This window comes from Limnohabitans sp. JirII-29, assembly GCF_003063395.1.
In the GTDB taxonomy this organism is placed as follows: Bacteria; Pseudomonadota; Gammaproteobacteria; order Burkholderiales; family Burkholderiaceae_C; genus Limnohabitans.
Map to the genome: position 1 here is coordinate 150253 of NZ_NESB01000003.1, position 21065 is coordinate 171317.

18 protein-coding genes are annotated in these 21065 nt (G+C 57.7%); 15 read left to right on the plus strand and 3 right to left on the minus strand.

Going from position 1 to position 21065, the window contains the following annotated elements; translation table 11 throughout:
- Positions 1 to 5 precede the first annotated feature (5 nt).
- Both msrB and B9Z39_RS05835 read right to left on the minus strand, forming a co-directional pair.
- Positions 6 to 413: a peptide-methionine (R)-S-oxide reductase MsrB gene (msrB, locus tag B9Z39_RS05830; protein ID WP_100144889.1), complete on the minus strand. Its 408-nt coding sequence runs from the start codon at positions 411 to 413 to the stop codon at positions 6 to 8.
- Entirely contained in the window at positions 410 to 1912 is a 1503-nt protein-coding gene (locus tag B9Z39_RS05835; protein ID WP_108301026.1) for a YdiU family protein, read from the minus strand. The genes msrB and B9Z39_RS05835 overlap by 4 nt, the downstream gene beginning before the upstream one ends.
- A gap of 134 nt (positions 1913 to 2046) precedes the next feature.
- Between B9Z39_RS05835 and B9Z39_RS05840 the strand changes: the two genes are divergently transcribed.
- The 12 genes from B9Z39_RS05840 to B9Z39_RS05895 all read left to right on the plus strand — a co-directional run bounded on the left by B9Z39_RS05840 (position 2047) and on the right by B9Z39_RS05895 (position 16502).
- On the plus strand, positions 2047 to 3690 hold the full coding sequence (locus tag B9Z39_RS05840; RefSeq protein ID WP_108301027.1) for a 3-(methylthio)propionyl-CoA ligase: 1644 nt from the start codon (positions 2047 to 2049) through the stop codon (positions 3688 to 3690).
- A gap of 101 nt (positions 3691 to 3791) precedes the next feature.
- On the plus strand, positions 3792 to 5024 hold the full coding sequence (locus tag B9Z39_RS05845) for a branched-chain amino acid ABC transporter substrate-binding protein (protein WP_108301028.1): 1233 nt from the start codon (positions 3792 to 3794) through the stop codon (positions 5022 to 5024).
- A gap of 79 nt (positions 5025 to 5103) precedes the next feature.
- The gene (locus B9Z39_RS05850) at positions 5104 to 6138 is read left to right on the plus strand and encodes a branched-chain amino acid ABC transporter permease (RefSeq protein WP_108301029.1); all 1035 of its coding nucleotides are present in this window, start codon (positions 5104 to 5106) and stop codon (positions 6136 to 6138) included.
- A gap of 3 nt (positions 6139 to 6141) precedes the next feature.
- Complete coding sequence (locus B9Z39_RS05855; protein ID WP_100144899.1) at positions 6142 to 7440, plus strand: branched-chain amino acid ABC transporter permease; 1299 nt, start codon at positions 6142 to 6144, stop codon at positions 7438 to 7440.
- Entirely contained in the window at positions 7437 to 8201 is a 765-nt protein-coding gene (locus B9Z39_RS05860) for an ABC transporter ATP-binding protein (RefSeq protein WP_108301030.1), read from the plus strand. The genes B9Z39_RS05855 and B9Z39_RS05860 overlap by 4 nt, the downstream gene beginning before the upstream one ends.
- A gap of 18 nt (positions 8202 to 8219) precedes the next feature.
- A complete protein-coding gene (locus tag B9Z39_RS05865) occupies positions 8220 to 8915 on the plus strand; it encodes an ABC transporter ATP-binding protein (protein ID WP_108301031.1) in 696 nt (231 codons plus the stop codon).
- A gap of 65 nt (positions 8916 to 8980) precedes the next feature.
- Positions 8981 to 11080 carry a 3-hydroxyacyl-CoA dehydrogenase NAD-binding domain-containing protein gene (locus B9Z39_RS05870; protein WP_108301032.1) on the plus strand — a complete coding sequence of 700 codons (2100 nt, stop codon included), beginning with the start codon at positions 8981 to 8983 and terminating at the stop codon, positions 11078 to 11080.
- Between the two features lie 20 nt (positions 11081 to 11100).
- Positions 11101 to 12276, plus strand: coding sequence for an acetyl-CoA C-acyltransferase (locus B9Z39_RS05875; RefSeq protein ID WP_108301033.1), 1176 nt, complete (start codon positions 11101 to 11103; stop codon positions 12274 to 12276).
- The gene (locus B9Z39_RS05880) at positions 12277 to 14109 is read left to right on the plus strand and encodes an acyl-CoA dehydrogenase (RefSeq protein ID WP_108301034.1); all 1833 of its coding nucleotides are present in this window, start codon (positions 12277 to 12279) and stop codon (positions 14107 to 14109) included.
- 14 nt (positions 14110 to 14123) lie between these two features.
- The gene (locus tag B9Z39_RS05885) at positions 14124 to 14549 is read left to right on the plus strand and encodes a PaaI family thioesterase (protein ID WP_100144911.1); all 426 of its coding nucleotides are present in this window, start codon (positions 14124 to 14126) and stop codon (positions 14547 to 14549) included.
- Between the two features lie 21 nt (positions 14550 to 14570).
- Positions 14571 to 15587 (plus strand): NADP-dependent oxidoreductase, encoded by a 1017-nt coding sequence (locus B9Z39_RS05890; RefSeq protein WP_108301035.1) that lies wholly within the window; start codon positions 14571 to 14573, stop codon positions 15585 to 15587.
- 12 nt (positions 15588 to 15599) lie between these two features.
- Positions 15600 to 16502, plus strand: a complete 903-nt coding sequence (locus tag B9Z39_RS05895; protein ID WP_108301036.1) for an SDR family oxidoreductase — start codon at positions 15600 to 15602, stop codon at positions 16500 to 16502.
- Between the two features lie 24 nt (positions 16503 to 16526).
- Here B9Z39_RS05895 and B9Z39_RS05900 read toward each other — a convergent pair whose 3' ends face one another.
- Positions 16527 to 16877: a hypothetical protein gene (locus B9Z39_RS05900; protein WP_108301037.1), complete on the minus strand. Its 351-nt coding sequence runs from the start codon at positions 16875 to 16877 to the stop codon at positions 16527 to 16529.
- A gap of 171 nt (positions 16878 to 17048) precedes the next feature.
- On the opposite strand from B9Z39_RS05900, the gene B9Z39_RS05905 reads away from it, so the two are divergent.
- From B9Z39_RS05905 to B9Z39_RS05915, 3 genes are read left to right on the plus strand one after another with little or no spacing between them, the layout of a single operon-like run.
- Positions 17049 to 19409 carry a Tex family protein gene (locus tag B9Z39_RS05905; protein WP_108301038.1) on the plus strand — a complete coding sequence of 787 codons (2361 nt, stop codon included), beginning with the start codon at positions 17049 to 17051 and terminating at the stop codon, positions 19407 to 19409.
- 9 nt (positions 19410 to 19418) lie between these two features.
- Positions 19419 to 19928: a DinB family protein gene (locus B9Z39_RS05910; RefSeq protein ID WP_108301039.1), complete on the plus strand. Its 510-nt coding sequence runs from the start codon at positions 19419 to 19421 to the stop codon at positions 19926 to 19928.
- 15 nt (positions 19929 to 19943) lie between these two features.
- The gene (locus B9Z39_RS05915; RefSeq protein ID WP_108301040.1) at positions 19944 to 21047 is read left to right on the plus strand and encodes a phospholipase; all 1104 of its coding nucleotides are present in this window, start codon (positions 19944 to 19946) and stop codon (positions 21045 to 21047) included.
- Positions 21048 to 21065: the final 18 nt, after the last annotated feature.

Below are 21065 nucleotides of genomic sequence, written 5' to 3' on the forward strand. Positions count from 1 at the left end.
GGCGTTCAATCTTTAGGCACAAAGTCCAATGACGCCGAGTTCATGCAATAGCGCAAGCCTGTAGGGGCTGGGCCATCGGGAAACACATGACCCAAGTGCGCGCCGCATTGGGCACACACAGTCTCTACCCGCACCATGCCGTGGCTGATGTCGCGGTGTTCAGCAATCGCCGATTCATCAGCCGCTTGACTAAAACTGGGCCAACCGCAACCCGCGTCAAACTTGGTCACAGAGTCGAACAATTTGGCGTTGCAACAGATGCAGTGGTACGAGCCGTCAGCCCAATGGCTTTCATACTTGCCCGTGAAAGGGCGCTCGGTGGCCGCACGGCGGGTCACATCAAACGCCACAGATTCCGCCTGTTTGGCGGCCAAAATTTCACGCCATTCGGCGTCGGTTTTTTTCAAGGTCATGAGGAACAACTGATTTCAATGGATGACGCCCATTCTGGCGCAAGACCGGCCCACCCCTCGTGGGCTGGGTGTTCGTCGTAGGGGCTGTGCAGCACATTCAACAAAGCTTGCACCATGCCAAAGTCGCCTGCTTTGGCTTGGCGAATGGCCATTTCGCCCAAGTGGTTGCGCAAAATGAATTTGGGATTGGTGCGCAGCATCTGTTGACCCACGCTGCGGCGATCTGCGCTGCCGAGTCGTGCTTCGTATTGGATGCGCCAAGCATCAAACACCTCACGGTGCATGAACAAATCACGCACCGGTTCAAACGCCTGGTTCAGGTGGGCCGACTCGTACACGGCGTGGCTCAAGCGACGCCACAGTACGGTGAAGTCCACGCGGTCTTGCTGCATGGCTTGCAACAGCGCTTCCACCAAAGCGCGGTCGCCGTCGTGTGTATCCGTCAATCCGAGCTTGGCACGCATGCGTTGGTCCAAAGCCTCTGGAAACAAAGTTTTGTAGGTTTCGAGCGCGGCCAGTACAGGCTCTTGTCCGTCAATCAAAGGCATCAAGGCCTGACCCAAACAAAACAAGTTCCAGTAAGCCACTTGAGGTTGGCGCGCATAGGCGTAACGGCCCGACGTGTCAGAGTGGTTGCAGATATGCCCCGGATCAAACCCATCCATGAACTGAAAGGGGCCGTAGTCGAGCGTCAAACCAAGCACGCTCATGTTGTCGGTGTTCATCACGCCATGACAAAAGCCCACGGCTTGCCATTGCGCCATCAGACCTGCCGTGCGTCGCGTGACCTCTTGCAACATGGCACAGTAACGCGCAGTGTCTTGCAAAGGCAACAACTCAGGGAAGTGGCTTTGCACCACATGGTCTGCCAGCGCCCTCAGTTCTTGTGTTTGCCCGTTGGCAGCAAAGTGCTCGAAATGGCCAAAGCGCACAAAGCTGGGGGCCACACGCGTGACCACGGCGGCAGTCTCGCGCTCTTCGCGGTAGACCGGTGTAGGCGAGCCAGTGACACACAGGGCGCGGGTGGTAGGAATGCCCAAACCATACATGGCCTCGCTGGCCAAGAACTCGCGAATGCTGGAGCGCAGCACGGCGCGACCATCGCCACGGCGTGAGTACGGCGTAGGCCCGGCGCCCTTGAGCTGAATGTCTTGCACCCCCAGCAGCGTGTCGATTTCGCCCAAACTGATGGCCCTGCCGTCTCCCAACTGTCCTGCCCAGACGCCGAACTGGTGGCCGCTGTACACACTGGCACGCGGCGTGCTGCCCGGCAACAAAGCATTGCCACTGAGTGCATCCAACGCGTCTTGTGACAACCAGAGTTCGGCGGGCAAGCCCAGTTGCGTCAACAAGTGGTGGTTACACGCCACCCAATGAGAAGGCGCCAAAGGCGTGGGTGGACACAGGCGCTGAAAAGCGTCGCCCAATCGACCAAAGCTCGGATGCCAAGGCCAGTGATAGGCGGCGTTGGTCGGCAAAGGGAGGGCACTGGTGTTCATAAGTCAAGATTGTCTGGGGAAATCCATAGGCCTGTTTTTCATAAGTCTTCGCAATTCGTCAGCAAGTTGTTGGCACAATGCTTTGAGACAAATAGCACGACCGTGCCAAAACGATAAACACACAGGAGCTTGCCATGCTGGGCTTGATGCAAAACCAACCCTTGTTGATCTCAAACCTGATCGACTTTGCCGAACACCACCACGGGGACGGCGAGATCGTGTCACGCCGCGTGGAAGGCGATATCCACCGCTACACCTGGGGCGATGTGGCGCGACGCGCACGGCAAGTGGCCAATGCACTGGACGGTTTCAAGCTCGACATGAGCGACCGTGTGGCCACGTTGGCCTGGAACGGCTACCGCCATTTGGAGCTGTACTTTGGTGTCAGCGGCAGCGGTCGGGTGTTGCACACCATCAACCCGCGCTTGCACCCCGATCAAATCGCCTGGATTGCCAATCACGCCGAAGACCAGGTGCTGTGCTTTGACATGACGTTCTTGCCCATCATCCAAGCGGTGCACGCCAAGTGCACCACCATCCGCCATTGGGTGGTAATGTGTGACGCGGACAAACTGCCAACCGACAGCGGCATCCCCAACCTCATCAGCTACGAAGCGTGGATGGGCCAACAGTCCAGCACCTACACCTGGCCCTCGATGGACGAAAACTCGGCTTCCAGCATGTGCTACACCAGCGGCACCACGGGCCACCCCAAAGCGGCGCTGTACAGCCATCGCTCCACCATCTTGCACGCCTACGCAGCAGCCTTGCCCGATGTGATGTGCATCTCGGCACGAGACGCCATCTTGCCGGTGGTACCGATGTTCCACGTCAACGCCTGGGGCATTCCGTACAGCGCTGCCATGACCGGTGCCAAGCTGGTGTTCCCTGGCCCGGGCATGGATGGCAAATCCATTTACGAATTGATCGAAGGTGAAGGCGTGACCTTTGCGGCCGGGGTACCCACCGTGTGGCAAATGTTGCTGGGTCACATGAAGCCCGCTGGATTGCGCTTTTCCAATCTGACGCGCACCGTCATTGGCGGCTCGGCTTGTCCGCCCGCGATGATTGATGCCTTCCGCGATGAATACAACGTCGACGTGTTGCATGCCTGGGGCATGACCGAGCTCAGCCCCTTGGGCACGCTGTGTACCTTGAAGAACAAGCACCTCAAGCTGCCAGCCGAGGAGCAAATGAAGATTCGCCTCAAACAAGGCCGAGCCATTTTTGGCATTGACATGAAGATCGTCGACGACGCGGGCCATGAACAACCACATGACGGCAAAGCCTATGGCGATCTGTTGGTCAAAGGGCCTTGGGTGGTGGCCGATTACTTCAAAGGCGAGGGCGGCAGCCCCTTGGTGAAAGACGCTGATGGTGTGGGTTGGTTCCCCACGGGTGACGTGGCCACCATCGACCAGGACGGCTACATGCAAATCACCGACCGCAGCAAAGACGTCATCAAATCAGGCGGAGAGTGGATCAGCTCCATTGATATTGAAAACATTGCAGTGGCGCATCCGGCAGTTGCCATGGCGGCGTGCATTGGCGTCAAACACCCCAAGTGGGACGAACGTCCGATCGTGGCCGTGGTCAAAAAGCCCGGGACCGAAGTCAGCCGCGAAGACTTGCTCAAGTTCTACGAAGGCAAAACAGCCAAGTGGCAAATTCCAGACGACGTGGTGTTTGTCGACAGCATCCCCCTGGGGGCCACCGGCAAGATGCTGAAAACCAAATTGCGCGAACAGCTCAAAGACTATGTGCTGCCCGGTGTCTGAGGGCAGGCTGCCTGTGCCACCACGTTAAGGGCAATCCCTGAACGTGGGTGTCACCAAAGTCGTTACGCTTGAATGTCAATAGAAATCCAAAGGAGACAGACATGAAGTTCAAACAACAACTGCTGAGCCTGGCTATCCTGGCCGCAGTCGGGAGTGCGGCATTTGCGCAAAGCGGCGAAACGGTGAAGATTGCGCTGATTGACCCGCAAAGCGGGTTGATGGGACCGTTGGGTTTGAACCAACTCCGAAGCTTTCAATTCTTTGCCGACACCTTCACCAAGAGCAATGCCGCGGGCGTGAAGTACGAGGTGGTCGGCTTTGACAACAAGCTCAGCCCCGCCGAGAGTTTGAATGCGCTGAAAGCAGCGATGGACCAAGGCATTCGCTACATCGCGCAAGGCAACGGATCTTCTGTGGCGGGTGCGTTGATCGATGCCGTCAATAAACACAACGAGCGCAACCCTGGCAAAGAGGTGCTGTTTTTGAACTACGCCGCGGTGGACCCCGACTTCACCAACAGCAAGTGCAGCTATTGGCACTTCCGCTTTGATGCGGATACCTCGATGAAGATGGAGGCCATGACCACCTTCATGAAAGACCAGCCCGACATCAAGAAGGTCTACCTGCTGAACCAAAATTACTCGCACGGCCAACAAGTGGCCAAGTTTGCGAAAGAAAACCTCAGCCGCAAGCGTCCTGACATTCAAGTGGTGGGCGAAGACCTGCACCCGCTGGCCCAGGTGCGTGACTTCTCGCCCTACATTGCCAAGATCAAAGCCTCTGGGGCCGACACCGTGATCACGGGCAACTGGGGGTCTGATTTGGCCTTGCTGGTCAAAGCTGCCAACGAAGGCGGTTACAACGGCAAGTTCTACACCTACTACACCGGCGTCACTGGCACGCCCACAGCCTTGAGCACGGGTGGTGCGGGGCGCGTCTACCAAATTGCTTACCAACACTACAACATGGGTGGCCCCATGGAGAAGTGGATGGCCGACTTCAAGAAACGCTACAACGACGACATGTTCACCGGCTCGGTGCCGCACATCTTCACCGCGTTGTCCATCGCCATGAAAAATGCCAAATCAACCGATCCGGTCAAAGTGGCTGCTGCTTTGGAAGGCTTGAAAACCAACAGCTTCAACGGCGAGATCGAGTTGCGTAAAACCGACCACCAAATTCAACAGACTTTGTTCTTGACGGTCTGGCAAAAAGCCGACAAAAAATACCCCTATAGCCCAGAGAACACGGGCATGACCTTGGCGCCCGTCAAAACCTTTGAGCCCTATGTGGCCAGCACACCCACCAGCTGCCAAATGAAACGCCCAAGCTAAGCGTGGGGATAAGGTGCAAGGCGGTGTGCCTCCAACACACCGCCTTGATTTTTAAGATGCGGCAAAGACAAGGTAATTGATGGAGTTTTTCTTGATCTCCATGCTCAATGGTTTGAGCTATGGTCTGTTGTTGTTCATGCTCAGCTCTGGGTTGACCTTGATTTTCAGCATGATGGGCGTGCTCAATTTCGCCCATGCCAGCTTTTACATGGTGGGGGCTTATCTGGGCTATTCGCTCAATGGTGTGTTGGGGTTTTGGGCGGCCTTGTTCATCGCGCCCATACTCACGGGCGCATTGGGTGCTGCCTTTGAGAGACTGAGTTTGCGTCGGGTTCACAAGTTCGGCCATGTGCCTGAGTTGTTGGTCACGTTTGGGCTGTCTTACATGTTGTTGGAGTTGGTGCAACTGGTCTGGGGCCGCACGGCCTTGGAGTTTGTGCCTCCACCCCAATTACAGGGGCCCGCTTTTACATTGATTCAAAACTCCTTGCACGGCTTGTCGCTGGTCTGGGGGGCCGCCGCCCCCGAGCTGTGCAACGCCAGCGATGCCGCGGTGCGCGTGGTCTGTTCGCCGTTTCCGGCCACGCGTGGCTTCATGATGCTGGTGGCCTTGTTGATGATGGTCGGCTTGTGGGCCTTGCTCACCCGTACCCGTGTCGGACTGGTGATTCAAGCGGCGCTCACGCACCCAGAGGCTGTGGAGTCACTGGGTCACAACGTGCCACGGGTCTTCATGATGGTGTTTGGTGTAGGCACGGGCCTGGCAGGCCTGGCCGGGGTGATTGGCGGCAGCACGTTTGTCACCGAACCGGCCATGGCGGCCACGGTGGGATCGGTGATTTTTGTGGTGGTGGTGGTCGGTGGCATGGGCTCGTTGGCCGGGGCTTTTTTGGCCTCGCTGTTGATTGGCGTGGTGCAAACCTTTGCGGTGGCGTTTGACTATTCGGTCTTGCTGCTGCTACAAAACCTGGGGCTGCAGGTGAGCAGCGCCATGCGCGACAACTCGGTGCTCAAACTCACCTTGTCTCAGGTCGCGCCCATCTTGCCGTATTTGTTTTTGGTACTGATCTTGATCTTCCGCCCCAAAGGGCTCTTGGGCACACGGGAGAGCTGAGCCATGCGTGCATCCAACACCCATTACGTATTCAAGCCCTACAACGTGGCGCGCTGGCTGATTTGGGGCGCCTTCATCTTGGTGCTGCTGTTAGCGCCACGCGTGTTTTCGAGCAACTTGTCGGTCACCATGTTGTCGCAAATGGGTATCGCCATGGTGGCATGTCTGTCCTACAACATGCTGCTGGGACAAGGTGGCATGTTGAGCTTTGGCCATGCGGTGTACACAGGCCTGGGTGCCTACACCGCCATGCACGCGCTCAATGCCGCGAGCAGCGGGGCATTGGCCATTCCCGTCAGTTTGGTGCCTTTGGTTGGGGGTTTAGGCGGCATGTGTTTCGCCGTGCTGTTTGGTTTTGTGACCACGCGCAAGTCAGGCACCACCTTTGCCATGATCACCTTGGGATTGGCCGAATTGGTGTTTGCCATGTCGCTGATGTTTTCTGAATTTTTCGGTGGCGAAGCTGGCGTGGCGGGCAACCGCGTGGTGGGGCAGGCGGTATGGGGCATCACCTACGGGCCCGCCATTCAGGTGTATTACCTCACGGCGGCCTACACGCTGGTGTGCGTGGCCCTGATGTATGCCTTCACCCGTACGCCGCTGGGGCGCATCTTGAACGCGGTGCGCGACAACCCAGAGCGGGTTGAGTTCATTGGCTACAACACCCAGTATGTGCGTTATTTCTCTTTCATCATCGCGGGTTTTTTTGCCGGCATCGCAGGCGGTTTGGCGTCGGTCAACTTTGAAATTGTCACGGCCGAAGTGGTGGGCTCTGGCCGCTCAGGCGCCTATTTGCTGTTCACCTTTTTAGGTGGCGCCACCTTTTTCTTTGGTCCCATCATCGGTGCCATCCTGATGGTGTTGGCTTTTGTGCTGCTGTCGGAGTTCACCAAAGCTTGGTTGCTCTACCTCGGTCTGACTTTTTTGTTCATGGTGATGTACGCCCCTGGCGGCATCGCCAGCTTGGTCATGATGAACCTGCGCTTGGCCGCCTTTGGCCGTTTGCGTCAACTGTGGGTGGCTTATGTGGGCTTGGGCATCACGGCATTGCTAGGCCTGGCTGGCGCGGCGGCCATGATCGAGATGATCTACCACCTGCAACTCAACACCTCCCAAGGACCCGAACTGCACTTTGCGGGCGTGGTGCTCGATGCCCAATCCCTGGGTAGCTGGTTTGGCGCGGCCTTTGTCATGCTCACCGGTTTGGGCCTATTTGAACTGGCGCGTCGCCAGTACGTGAACGATTGGGACGAGACACAGGCCTTCATTGAGAAAGAAATCAAACGTCGGGAGGCCCTGTGATTGCCTTGCAACTCAAAGACGTGCGCAAAAACTTTGGCAAAACCGAAATCATCCGCGGCGTTGATCTGGAAGTCCAAGCGGGCGAGCGTGTGGCCATCATTGGCCCCAATGGCGCTGGCAAATCCACCTTGTTCAACCTCATCAGTGGACGGCTTGAGCCGACCAGCGGTGAAATTTGGTTAGGCGCCCACCGCATCGATGGCAAGAAACCGTTCGAGATCAACCGACTGGGTTTGTCACGCAGCTTTCAAATCACCAACATCTTTCCCAAGCTCAGCGTGTTTGAAAACTTGCGTTGCGCCGTGTTGTGGACCTTGGGCTACAAGTACACCTTCTTGAAGTTCCTCGCCAATCTGGATGACGCCAACGAGCGCGCTGAACAGCTGATGGCGCGCATCCGGTTGGACAAAAAACGCGACGTGTTGGCCATCAACCTCACCTATGCCGAACAACGCGCGCTGGAGATCGGCATCACCATCGCAGGCGGCTCGGACGTGATCTTGCTGGACGAACCCACGGCAGGCATGAGCAAGAGCGAGACCAAGCGCTTCATTCAGCTGATTCGCGAAGTGACAGAGGGCAAAACACTGCTCACCGTCGAACACGACATGGGCGTGGTGTTTGGACTGGCCGACAAAATTGCGGTGGTGGTCTACGGCGAAGTGATTGCTTTTGACACCCCCGAGGCCGTGCGTGCCAACGCACGGGTGCAAGAGGCTTATCTGGGCTCGGCCGTGGCCGAGCACCAAGCGGCGACCTGACACACGCGAGACCCTGTGATGCTCAAGATCGATAACCTTCACGCGTTTTACGGCAAAAGCCATGTGTTGCATGGTGTTTCTTTTGAGGTGCAAGCTGGAGAAATTGTGGCCTTGCTCGGACGCAACGGCTCTGGCCGCTCCACCACAGCACGCGCCATCATGGGCCTGGTCGATTGCCAAGGCACGATGCTGTGGAACGACCAACACATTGCGCAGAAAAAGCCTTACCAAATTGCCCATCTGGGCATTGGCTATGTGCCAGAGAACCGCGACATTTTTCCCAAGCTCACGGTGCAGCAAAACCTGTTGTTGGGACAAAAGGGCAAAGGCGAGGGCAGCCGCTGGTCGTTTGACGACATGTACGCCATGTTCCCGCGCTTGAAAGAACGAGAGCACACCGAAGCGGGCGTGCTCTCGGGCGGTGAACAGCAAATGCTCACCTTGTGCCGCACCCTGATGGGTGACCCCGACCTGATCATCATTGACGAGCCCACCGAGGGCCTGGCACCCAAAATCGTTGAGTTGGTGGGGCAGTATTTGCAAACCCTCAAAGCACGCGGCATCTCGGTGTTGCTGATTGAACAAAAGCTCACCATCGCCATGGACATCTCGGATCGGGTGCTCGTCATGGGTCATGGGCGCATTGTGTTTTCAGGCACGCCCCAGGCGCTGCGCGATGACGTTTACACCCGCAAGGAATGGTTAGAAGTTTGATCTAGAATCAAAAAAGAACGATCGTTCTTTTTATTGTCCTTTCATTGTTCCAACAAGGAAATCGCATGAGTGCAGACTACAAAGTTCATGGCGACGTGGCCGTGATCACGCTCAACAACCCACCGGTCAACGGTTTGGGCTTGTCCACCCGCCAAGCCATCGTGGCGGGCGTTGAACAGGCACTGGCGGATCCTGCGGTGAAGGCTTTGGTGGTCACCGGCCACGGCAAGGCGTTTTCTGGCGGTGCCGACATCCGTGAATTCGGCACGCCCAAGGCGATTCAAGAGCCCAATTTGTTGAGCGTTATCTCTGTTTTAGAAAACAGCAGCAAGCCTGTGGTCGCTGCGGTGCACAGCGTGGCCATGGGTGGTGGTTTGGAGCTGGCCTTGGGTTGCCACTACCGCATCGCGGCACCAGGTGCCAACATCGCCTTGCCTGAGGTCAAGATTGGTTTGATTCCAGGCGCTGGTGGCACCCAACGCCTGCCCCGTGCCTTGGGCGTAGAGCCCGCGTTGAACATGATCGTCAGCGGCGAAGCCATCAAGAGCGAGATGCTGGCCATGCTGCCCGGTCAAAAACTGTTCGATCAAATGGCGGCTTCTCCTGAGTCACTGATGGACGAAGCCTTGACCTTGGCCCGTCAAATGGCCGATGTGCGCCCCTTGCCCAAAGTGCGCGATTTGCCCTGCAAGCACCCGCAAGGCGATGCCTACTTTCAGTTCGCCCGCAACATGGTCAAAGGCATGGCCAAAAACTACCCCGCACCACCCAAGTGTGTGGACGCCGTAGAAGCCGCCACCAAGAAAAAATTTGCCGATGGCATGACCTACGAGCGCGAGCTTTTCATCAACCTGATGTGGACGCCCGAGTGCCGTGCCTTGCGTCACTTGTTCACCGCCCAACGCGCGGCTTCCAAAATTGCCGATGTGCCCGACACCACCCCGGTGCGCAACATCCAGTCGGTGGCCATCATTGGGGCCGGCACCATGGGCGGCGGCATTGCGATGAACTTTCTCAATGCGGGCTTGCCCGTCAAGCTGCTGGAAACCAAGCAAGAGGCCCTGGACCGTGGCATTGCCACGATCCAGAAAAATTACGAAGCGCAAGTCAAAAAAGGCAAGCTCAAAGAAGACAAATACGCCCAGCGCATGGCCTTGCTCAGCACCACGCTGAGCTACAACGATTTGAAAGATGCCGACTTGGTGATTGAGGCCGTGTTTGAAGAGATGGGCGTCAAAGAAGCCGTGTTCAAACAGCTCGATGCCGTGATGAAGCCTGGCGCTGTTCTGGCCTCCAACACCTCGACCTTGGACGTCAACGCCATTGCCAACTTCACCCAGCGCCCCCAAGACGTGGTGGGCATGCACTTTTTCAGCCCCGCCAATGTGATGAAGTTGCTCGAAGTCGTGCGCGGTGAAAAAACCGCCAAAGACGTGCTGGCCACAGTCATGGCTGTGGCCAAGAAGATCAAAAAGACCGCCGTGGTGTCGGGCGTGTGCGACGGCTTCATTGGCAACCGCATGATCGAGCAATATGGCCGTCAAGCCGGTTTCTTGCTGGAAGAGGGCTGTACCCCACAGCAGGTGGACAAAGCAATTGAGAAGTTTGGCTTTGCCATGGGGCCCTTCCGTATGGGTGACTTGGCGGGCAACGACATCGGCTGGGCCATCCGCAAACGCCGCTATGTTGAAAAGCCCCAGATGAAGTACAGCAAAACCGCCGACTTGTTGTGCGAGATGGGGCGCTTTGGCCAAAAAGTGGGCAAGGGCTGGTACGACTACCAAGCGGGCAAGCGTGACGCCATACCGAACAAAGAGGTGGAAGACATGGTGGTCAAGCACCGTGCCGCTCTAGGCATCACAGCACGCAAAATCAGCGACGAAGAAATTGTGCAACGCTTGGTGTTCTCACTGGTCAACGAAGCCGCACACATTTTGGAAGAAGGCATCGCCGCCAAAGCCAGCGACATCGACATGGTCTACATCACCGGTTACGGCTTCCCGATCTACCGTGGTGGCCCCATGCTCTACGCTGACCAAATTGGTTTGTTCAATGTGGTGCAAGCCATGCATCGCTTTGCGGCCAACCCCCTCGATGACGCCGAGTTCTGGAAACCAGCACCTTTGTTGGCCCGCCTCGCCGCCGAAGGCAAGACCTTCAACTGAACCCCATTTAAGGAATTCCTATGACCAACGCTGTCATCGTTTCAACCGCCCGCACCCCGCTGACCAAAAGCTGGAAAGGCTCCTTCAACATGACCCACGGCGCCACGCTCGGTGGACACGCCATTCAGCACGCCGTCGCGCGTGCTGGCATTGATGCCGCTGAAGTGGAAGACGTGATCATGGGCTGCGCCAACCCCGAAGGCGCTACAGGCTGGAACATTGCCCGCCAATGCGGTTTGGCGGGTGGCTTGCCCGTGAGCGTGAGCGGCATCACGGTGAATCGCTTTTGCTCGTCGGGTTTGCAAACCATCGCCTTGGCGGCACAACGCATCATCACCGGTGAAGGCGATGTGTATGTGGCAGGCGGCGTGGAAAGCATTTCGTGCGTGCAGCAAGAAATGAACATGCACATGTTCATCGACCCCAACCTCAACAAGATCAAGCCTGAGATTTACTGGAACATGTTGCAAACCGCTGAAAACGTAGCCAAGCGTTACAACATCAGCCGTGAAGCCATGGATGAGTACGGCGCAGCCAGCCAGCAAAAAGCCTGCGCTGCAGCGGCAGCAGGCAAGTTCGACGAAGAGATTGCAGCCATCACCGTGAAAGCGGGCGTGGTCGACAAAGTGATGGGCTTGATGACCCAACAAGTCACGGTCAGCCGTGATGAAGGCATGCGTGAAGGCACCACGGTTGAAGCCATCAGCGGCTTGAAATCGGCCATGCCAGGCGGTTTGATCACGGCAGGCAATGCCAGTCAGTTCTCTGACGGGGCAGGAGCCTGTGTGGTGATGAGCGAAGAGCTGGCCAGCAAGCGTGGTTTGAAACCCCTGGGTCGGTTCCTCGGCTTTGCAGTGGCAGGCTGCGAGCCCGATGAGATGGGCATTGGCCCTGTCTTTGCCGTACCCAAAGTGCTCAAGCGTTTAGGGCTGACTGTGAATGACATTGACCTGTGGGAACTCAACGAAGCCTTTGCGGTGCAAGTGCTGTACTGCCGCGACAAACTGGGCATTCCCAACGATCGCCTCAATGTCAACGGTGGTGCGATTGCCGTGGGGCATCCCTACGGCATGAGCGGTCAACGCCTGACAGGACATGCCTTGATCGAAGGCAAACGCCGTGGTGCCAAGCGCGTGGCAGTGACCATGTGCATTGGCGGCGGCATGGGCGCTGCGGGTATTTTTGAAGTGCTGTAAATGGCGCTGCGAGACACCGTTGATTTTTTGCTGTACGACTGGCTCCAAGTCGAGGCACTGAATCAACGTTCACGTTTCGCAGACCATTCAAGAGAAACTTTTGATGCGGTGCTCGACACCTGCGAGCGCATCGCACGCGACAAATTTGCGCCGTACAACCGCACCATCGACACGCAAGAACCGCAGTTCGATGGCGAACGCGTGATCCTGCCGCAAGCCACCCACGATGCCCATGCAGCCTATGCGGCTTCGGGCATGCTGAGCGCCGCGCAAGACTATGACATTGGCGGCATGCAACTGCCCTATGTGGTCGAGTCTGCAGCCAATGCATTTTTTGCGTGTGCGTCGGTGAGCATTGGCGGTGGCATGTTGACCGTAGGCAACGCCAACTTGCTGATGGCTTATGGCAGCGAGACACAAAAGCAGGTGTTTGCGCACCATGAATTCTCAGGCCGCTGGAGCGGCACCATGTGTTTGTCTGAACCGCAAGCGGGCTCGTCATTGAGCGATATCACCACCCGCGCCATACCCGATGGCGAAGACTTTGCCAGCGATCCACTGGGCTCGCGCTATCGGCTCAAGGGTCACAAGATGTGGATCTCAACCGGCGACCACGAACTGACCGAGAACATCGTCCACCTGGTCTTGGCCAAGATTCCCGGGCCTGACGGCATGCCGATTCCCGGGGTCAAAGGCATTTCCTTGTTTGTGGTGCCTAAGCACCGGGTGGATGCACAAGGCAAGCTCACGGGCCAACGCAATGACGTGGCCTTGGCTGGCTTGAACCACAAATGCGGCTGGCGTGGCACTGTCAACACCTTGCTCAATTTTGGCGAAGGCAAATACCCAGATGCGCAAGGACAAGCGGGTGCCATCGGCTATTTGGTGGGCCAACCCGGCGAGGGCCTGCGCTGCATGTTCCACATGATGAACGAGGCCCGCATTGGGGTCGGCATGGCGGCCACCATGCTGGGGTTGGCGGGCTATTACGCCTCACTCGACTATGCCAAAGCACGCCCGCAAGGACGCGCCATGACCGCTGCGGGCAAAGACCCAGCATCGGCACAAATTCGCATCATTGAACACGCTGATGTCAAGCGCATGCTGCTGGCCCAAAAGGCCTATGGCGAGGGTGCCTTGGCCCTGGCCCTGTATTGCGCGCGCTTGGTGGACGAGCAACGCACGGGCGAGGCCACAGCCGCCAACGAAGCGCGTTTGTTGCTCGAAGTGCTCACGCCCATCGCCAAGAGCTGGCCCAGCGAGTGGTGCTTGGAGGCCAACTCACTGGCCATTCAGGTGCATGGCGGCTATGGCTACACCCGTGACTACCCGGTGGAGCAGTACTGGCGCGACAACCGTTTGAACATGATCCATGAAGGCACACACGGCATCCAGGGGATGGACTTGCTGGGACGCAAAGTGCGCATGGAAGACGGGCAGGGCATGACCTTGCTGACACAGCGCATTCATGCCACGGTGGCGCAGGCCCTGCAACAAACCGATCAAGCCGGTCACATCGCAGACCATGCCCACGCATTGAACGATGCGCTGCAACACGTGCAACGTGCCACAGACATGGCTTGGCAAGAGGGTGCGCCAACTCAGGCCCTGGCAAACGCCGTGCCTTATCTGCAAGCGTTTGGACACATGGTGCTGTCATGGATGTGGCTTGAGGTCGAACGGGTCAGCCAAGGTGCCGGGTCCGAAAATTTGGGCCGTCGCACAGCGGCTCAATTTTTCTTTCGCTACGAACTACCGAAAATCAGTGCCTGGCTACAAGTTGTCGCACAACGTGACATGACCTGTGCCAACATGCCTGAAGACGCTTTTTAATCAAGGAACAAGCCATGCAAGAAAGTTTTGGTGCCTACATTCCGTTTGTCGACCACTTGGGTTTCGAGATGGTCTTCTTCGACGACGGACAATCCGAGCTGCGCTTTGAGCCCGAGCCCGAACACATGAATTCATTCAATGTCACCCATGGAGGCGCGTTGATGACACTGCTGGATGTGACCCTGGCAACAGCCGCACGCAGTGTGGAGAGGACATCTGGCGTGGTCACGGTTGAGATGAAAACCACCTTCATGCAGCCTGCGCGTGGCGTGTTGACCAGCAAGGGGCGTCTGATCCACCGGTCGCGCAGCATGGCGTTCACCGAAGGCACGGTGTATGACGCGCAAGGTCAAGTTTGTGCGCACGCCACAGGCACTTTCAAATACGTGCCCAAAGCGCCAGACCCCAGCCATCCGGTCTCCGATATCTCCACCGATTGAACCCACAAGCCAGGATGTGCCATGCCGCTGAACCAATCTTTTTTGCTTGACAACCGGCCACAAGGCCAAGCCACGGTTGACAACTTCAGACTCGTCAGTTGTGAAACGCCAGCGCTTGAAGAAGGCCAGGTCTTGGTGCGCCACCACTACCTCAGCTTGGACCCTTACATGCGAGGGCGCATGAACGACAGCAAGAGCTACGCTGCACCGCAGCCGTTGGGTGAGGTGATGATTGGTGGCACCGCCGGTGAGGTGGTGGAGAGCCGCCACCCCAAGTTCAAGCCTGGTGATCAGGTGGTGGGCATGGGAGGGTGGCAACTCTACAGCGTGGTCGATGGCCATGCCCCTGGCATGCTGCGCCGAGTCGACACCACCCATGTGCCGCTGAGCCACTACCTGGGGGCCGTCGGCATGCCTGGGGTCACCGCTTGGTATGGCTTGGTCAAGGTCATTGAGCCTCAAGCAGGCGAAACCGTTACCGTGAGTGCGGCCAGCGGTGCCGTCGGCAGCGCTTATGGGGCGCTCGCCAAAGCGCGCGGTTGCCGTGTGGTGGGCATTGCAGGCGGTCAAGAGAAATGCGACTACGTGGTCAACAGCTTGGGCTTTGATGCCTGTGTGGACTACAAGCAGCACAGTGACTATCTGTCTTTGTCCAAAGCCTTGCGGCAAGCCTGCCCCAACGGCATTGACGGTCACTTCGAAAACGTGGGTGGCATGGTGCTCGATGCCGTGATGCTGCGCACCAACGCTTTCGCGCGCATCGCCGTTTGCGGCATGATCGCGGGCTACGACGGCGCCCCCTTGCCCATGACCCATCCTGCGCTGATTTTGGTCAACCGCTTGAAGATCCAAGGCTTCATCGTCAGCGAACACATGGAGGTGTGGCCCGAAGCGCTCAAGGAGTTGGGCCACTTGGTCGGCAGTGGTCAGTTACGCCCTCGTGAATCCGTGGCGCAAGGCTTGGCAGCTGCGCCACAAGCCTTTCTGGGTTTGCTCAAGGGCAAGAATTTTGGCAAACAACTGGTCCAGCTGGTTTAAAGGCTGCACCGCATGATTTCAAACTTTGCAGGCAAAACAGCCGTTTTGACCGGCGCAGGATCTGGCTTTGGCTTGGCGTGCGCCCGACTCGGGGCCAAATTGGGCATGAATCTGGTGTTGGTCGATGTGCAACGTGACGCGCTCGATGCGGCCGTTGCAGAACTCACGGCCACCGGGGTGACGGTGATTGCACGTTGTGTTGATGTCTCCAACGCCGACCAAATGCAAACTTTGGCGCACGACGTGTACACCCAATTGGGCGCACCGCATTTGGTCTTCAACAACGCAGGGGTTGGCTCTGGCGGTTTGGTGTGGGAGAACTCACTGGCCGATTGGCAATGGGTGCTTGGCGTCAACCTGTGGGGCGTGATCCACGGTGTGCGTTTGTTCACCCCCATGATGTTGCAAGCCGCCAAGCAAGATCCGCTTTACCAAGGTCACATCGTCAACACGGCCAGCATGGCTGGCTTGCTCACACCACCCAACATGGGGGTTTACAACGTGAGCAAACACGCGGTGGTGGCCTTGACCGAAACCTTGTACCAAGACCTTCAGTTGGTGTCTGAGCAGGTCAGTGCCAGTGTTTTGTGCCCGTACTTTGTGCCCACAGGCATCAGTCAAAGTCAACGCAATCGACCCGATGCATTGCAGACAGCACCAATCACGTCCAGCCAGCGCATCAGCCAAGCCATGCTGGATAAGGCGGTAGACAGCGGCAAAGTCAGTGCGGCAGAGGTGGCACAAAAGGTCTTTGACGCCGTGGCGACCGAGCAGTTCTACATCTACAGCCATCCCCACGCGTTGGGCAATGTGCAATTGCGCATGCAAGCCATCGTGTCACAAGGCCCGCCCCCAGACCCGTTTGCCGCACGGCCTGATGTGGGCCAACAACTGCGAACGCAGTTACGCGCTTGAGCGCTGGCAATCTGTCCACAAAACTCAGTGGAAGTGACCTTCAAAGCAATGGCGCACTTCATGGCCAATCACCACGTGGTTGGGGTTGGGCGTGGTGATGATGGTGCAGCGCTTGGACTCTGCGGACCAAGTGGCACACGCCACAGCAGGTGTGGCCATGCCAGCCCCCCGTTTGCCGGATATCTGCGCGCAATACTCGGCCGCATCGGGCCGAATCTCCCAACTCAGATTGACGCTGTTCATCACACGCTTGTCCGGGGATTGCGCGGCAAAGTCTGCATACTCGGTCGAGGCAATGGTGTAACAGCCCGACAACGACATGACGGTCAACAAAACCAAAGCTCGGCCAAAGAGTGCTTGGGTGGTGGTAGACATTTTGTTAAATATATCGATTTATCTTTTGATATTGTTGATATCGACAGATTTATCAAATACTAAACCGAATTTCACTTAAAAAGAAGTTAAGTCTTAAGCAAAATTTAACCGCTGTCTGTGCGTTGCCGCATGTGGCAAACTCGCCCGCTTTGAAGAATTGATCTCCTAAAAATGCAAAAAATAACCCGGCAGATTGCTGCCGAAATCAAAGTCTCGGAATCGCAAGTCAAGGCCGCTGTTGAACTGCTGGATGGTGGCGCCACCGTGCCCTTCATTGCCCGTTACCGCAAAGAGGTGACAGGGGGCTTGGACGACATCCAACTGCGTGAACTCGACGCACGTTTGAGCTATTTGCGTGAACTTGAAGACCGCCGAGCCACTGTGCTCAAAAGCATTGAGGACCAAGGCAAGCTCACCCCTGAACTTCGCGCAGCCATTGAAGGGGCGCCCACCAAGCAAGAACTGGAAGACCTGTACTTGCCGTTCAAGCCCAAACGCCGCACCAAAGGCATGATCGCCAAAGAGGCAGGGCTCGAACCTTTGGCTGACAAGCTGTTTGCCAACCCTGAGTTGACCCCCAGCACCGAAGCCGAGGCTTTTGTGTTGCCGGCAGGCAAGATCGAAGGGGCCGACTTTTCTACCGTGGCTGCGGTTTTGGACGGCGTGCGTGACATTCTGAGTGAGCGCTGGGCAGAAGACGCCGGCTTGGTGCAAGCCTTGCGCGAGTGGTTGTGGAGCGAGGGTCTGTTTCGCAGCAAATTGGCCACGGGCAAAGACGAAAACAACCCCGATGTGGCCAAGTTCCGCGACTACTTTGACTACGACGAGCCCATTGGCCGCGTGCCCTCGCACCGGGCCCTGGCCGTCTTTCGTGGCCGCGCTCTGGAAATGCTGGATGCCAAACTGGTCCTGCCCGTGGAGCCCGAGCCTGGCAAACCGAGTTTGGCCGAGGGCAAGATCGCCATCCACCTGGGCTGGAGCCACCAAGCCCGCCCATCCGATGACTTGATTCGTAAATGCGTGGCTTGGACTTGGCGCGTCAAGCTCAGCCTGTCCACCGAGCGTGACTTGTTCACCCGCCTGCGTGAAGACGCAGAACAGGTGGCCATCAAGGTGTTTGCCGACAACCTGCGCGACCTGTTGCTGGCCGCGCCCGCTGGCCCGCGCGTGGTGATGGGTTTGGATCCCGGCATCCGCACCGGCGTGAAAGTGGCCGTGGTCGATGCCACCGGCAAGCTGGTGGAAACCGCCACCGTGTACCCCCACGAACCGCGCAAAGACTGGGACGGGTCGCTCTACACCCTGGCCAAGTTGTGCGAGAAACACGGCGTCAACCTGATCGCCATTGGCAACGGCACGGCCAGCCGCGAGACCGACAAACTAGCAGGCGAGTTGATCAAACTCATGGCCCGGCACGATGCCGCCAAAACCATCGACAAAGTGGTGGTCAGCGAAGCCGGGGCCTCGGTCTACAGCGCCAGTGAATTTGCCAGCCAAGAAATGCCCGATGTGGACGTGAGCCTGCGGGGTGCCGCCAGCATTGCGCGGCGCTTACAAGACCCATTGGCCGAGCTGGTCAAGATCGACCCCAAGTCGATTGGTGTAGGCCAGTACCAGCACGATGTGAACCAAAGCGAGCTGGCGCGCACCTTGGAGGCGGTGGTGGAAGACTGCGTGAACGCGGTGGGCGTGGACCTCAACACCGCCAGCGTGCCGCTGCTGACCCGCGTGTCGGGCCTGTCCACCACCACCGCCAAAGCCGTGGTGCGCTGGCGCGAAGCCAACGGTGCGTTTGCCAACCGCCAACAACTGCTCAAAGTCACTGGCTTGGGTGCCAAAACCTTTGAACAAAGTGCAGGCTTTTTGCGCATCCGTGGCGGCGACAACCCCTTGGACATGACCGCTGTGCACCCCGAAACTTATCCGGTGGTCGAGCGCATCATGGCGCAAACTGGCAAGCCTGTGAGCGAATTGATGGGCCGCGCCGACATGCTCAAAACCTTGAAGCCAGAGCTGTTTGCCAACGACACGGTGGGCGTGATCACCGTCAAGGACATTTTGAGCGAGCTGGAAAAACCAGGTCGTGACCCACGCCCCGACTTCAAAGTGGCCAAGCTCCAAGACGGGGTGGAAGACATCAAAGACCTCAAGGTCGACATGGTGCTCGAAGGCACAGTCAGCAACGTGGCGGCGTTTGGCGCCTTCGTGGACTTGGGTGTTCACCAAGACGGTTTGATTCACGTGAGCCAACTCAGCAACAAGTTCATCAGCGATGCGCGTGAAGTGGTCAAAACGGGTGACATCATCAAAGTCAAGGTGCTGGAAGTGGATGTGGCCCGCAAACGCATCAGCCTGACCATGAAGCTGGATGCCGCACCTGCACGACGCGATGGGCCACGCGACAACCGCTTTGAACATGCAGGCAGAGACAACCGGGCGCGTGGCGGCGGTGGCTACACCGCACCGCCACAAGCGGCACAAGGCTCGGCCATGGCCAGTGCCTTCGCTAAATTGCAAAGTCTCAAGAAGTAAGCTCAGTTCATGTCCATCACCCGCAACATCCGCATGCTCACCCGCTACAACGCCTGGGCCAATCAGGTGTTGTTTGCTGCTCTGGCCGAGTTGCCCGAAGACGCGGTGATGGCGCCCCGTCCAACGGTGTTTGGCAACATGGCCAACACATTGCAACATGCGCAAGTGGTGGATGTGATCTGGAAGGCCCACCTTGAAGGTGTGCCACATGGCATGCGTTCCCGAGTGCCACAACAAGACATGTTGCTGACAGCCTTGGCCGCAGCTCAAACGGCCCTAGACCAGTGGTACATCGCCTACGCCGATCAATTGACGCCCATGGCGCATGACGAAGGGCTGAACTTTGAGTTTGTCGATGGCGGTCCAGGACACATGACCCGAGGCGACATATTGCTGCATGTGGTGAACCACAAAACCTATCACCGAGGCGTTGTGGCCGACATGATCTGCCAATGCGGCGTCCGACCGCCGGTCATGGACTTGCCGGTGTTTTTGCGCGACATACCCAGTCAGCTTTGAGCGCAGTTGTCGTCTATGAAGGCCCTTCATCTTTACGCAGGCCCCAAAGCACGTGCGCACATCGCGCAACACGGCTTGCTTCCAGAACATGTGGGTGTGATTCCAGGGGCAGCAGGTGGACCCAAGGGTTTGATTCTGGGCCCCTTAGACCGGTTCATCTTTGGCGAATGGTTACCCCAGAGCACGCAACCCATTGACCTGGTCGGCGCCTCCATTGGCGCCTGGCGCATGGCCACCGCATGCTTGAACCAAGCGGTGGCAGGCTTTGAGCGTTTGGAGCACGACTACATCCAGCAACGCTATGAACCACCCCCGGGCCAAAAGCGCCTCAGCCCGCAACAAGTGAGTGAGGCTTTTAGGCGGAGCTTGCAGGCCTTTTATGAAGGTCACATGACGGAGGTATTGAATCACCCACGCTATCGCTTGCATGTGATGACCGCGCACGGACGCCACCTTCTGCACCGCGAACACGCATGGCTCACGCCGATGGGCTATGCGGGAGCGTATGTGTGCAATGCCGTGCGACGCAAAGCCATGGGCTGGTGGCTGGAGCGGGTGGTATTTTCAAGCCCCCACAAAAGTGCACAGGGCACAAGGCATGGGCTGGATTTGCCGTTTGGTACGAACGACTTTGCAACGCAACAGGTGGCACTGACGGAGGTCAACTTCATGCCCGCCTTGCAGGCCAGTTGCTCGATCCCGTTTGTATTGCAAGCTGTGCATGACATTCCTGGCGCACCCCGAGGCGCGTATTGGGATGGCGGCATCACCGACTACCACTTGCACCTGAACTACACACCGCCGTCCACCAGCCCCATCGTGCTGTATCCACACTTTCAGCAGGCTGTGGTGCCTGGCTGGTTGGACAAGGCGCTGAAGTGGCGCCATCGGTCCAGCGCTTTTTTAGACCATGCTGTGGTGTTGGCGCCCAACCCCGAGTGGGTGCGCACGCTACCCAACAGCAAGCTACCAGACCGGTCCGACTTTGTGACCTACGCCCATGACTTCGATGCACGCGTGAAGGTTTGGCAACAGGCTGCATCGGCGAGTCAGCAATTGGCCGATGAGTTGGCCGACTGGCTAGACCGGCCGCATACCCAAACCCTGCATAGACTGTGAAGCGGCGGGTGGATTGCT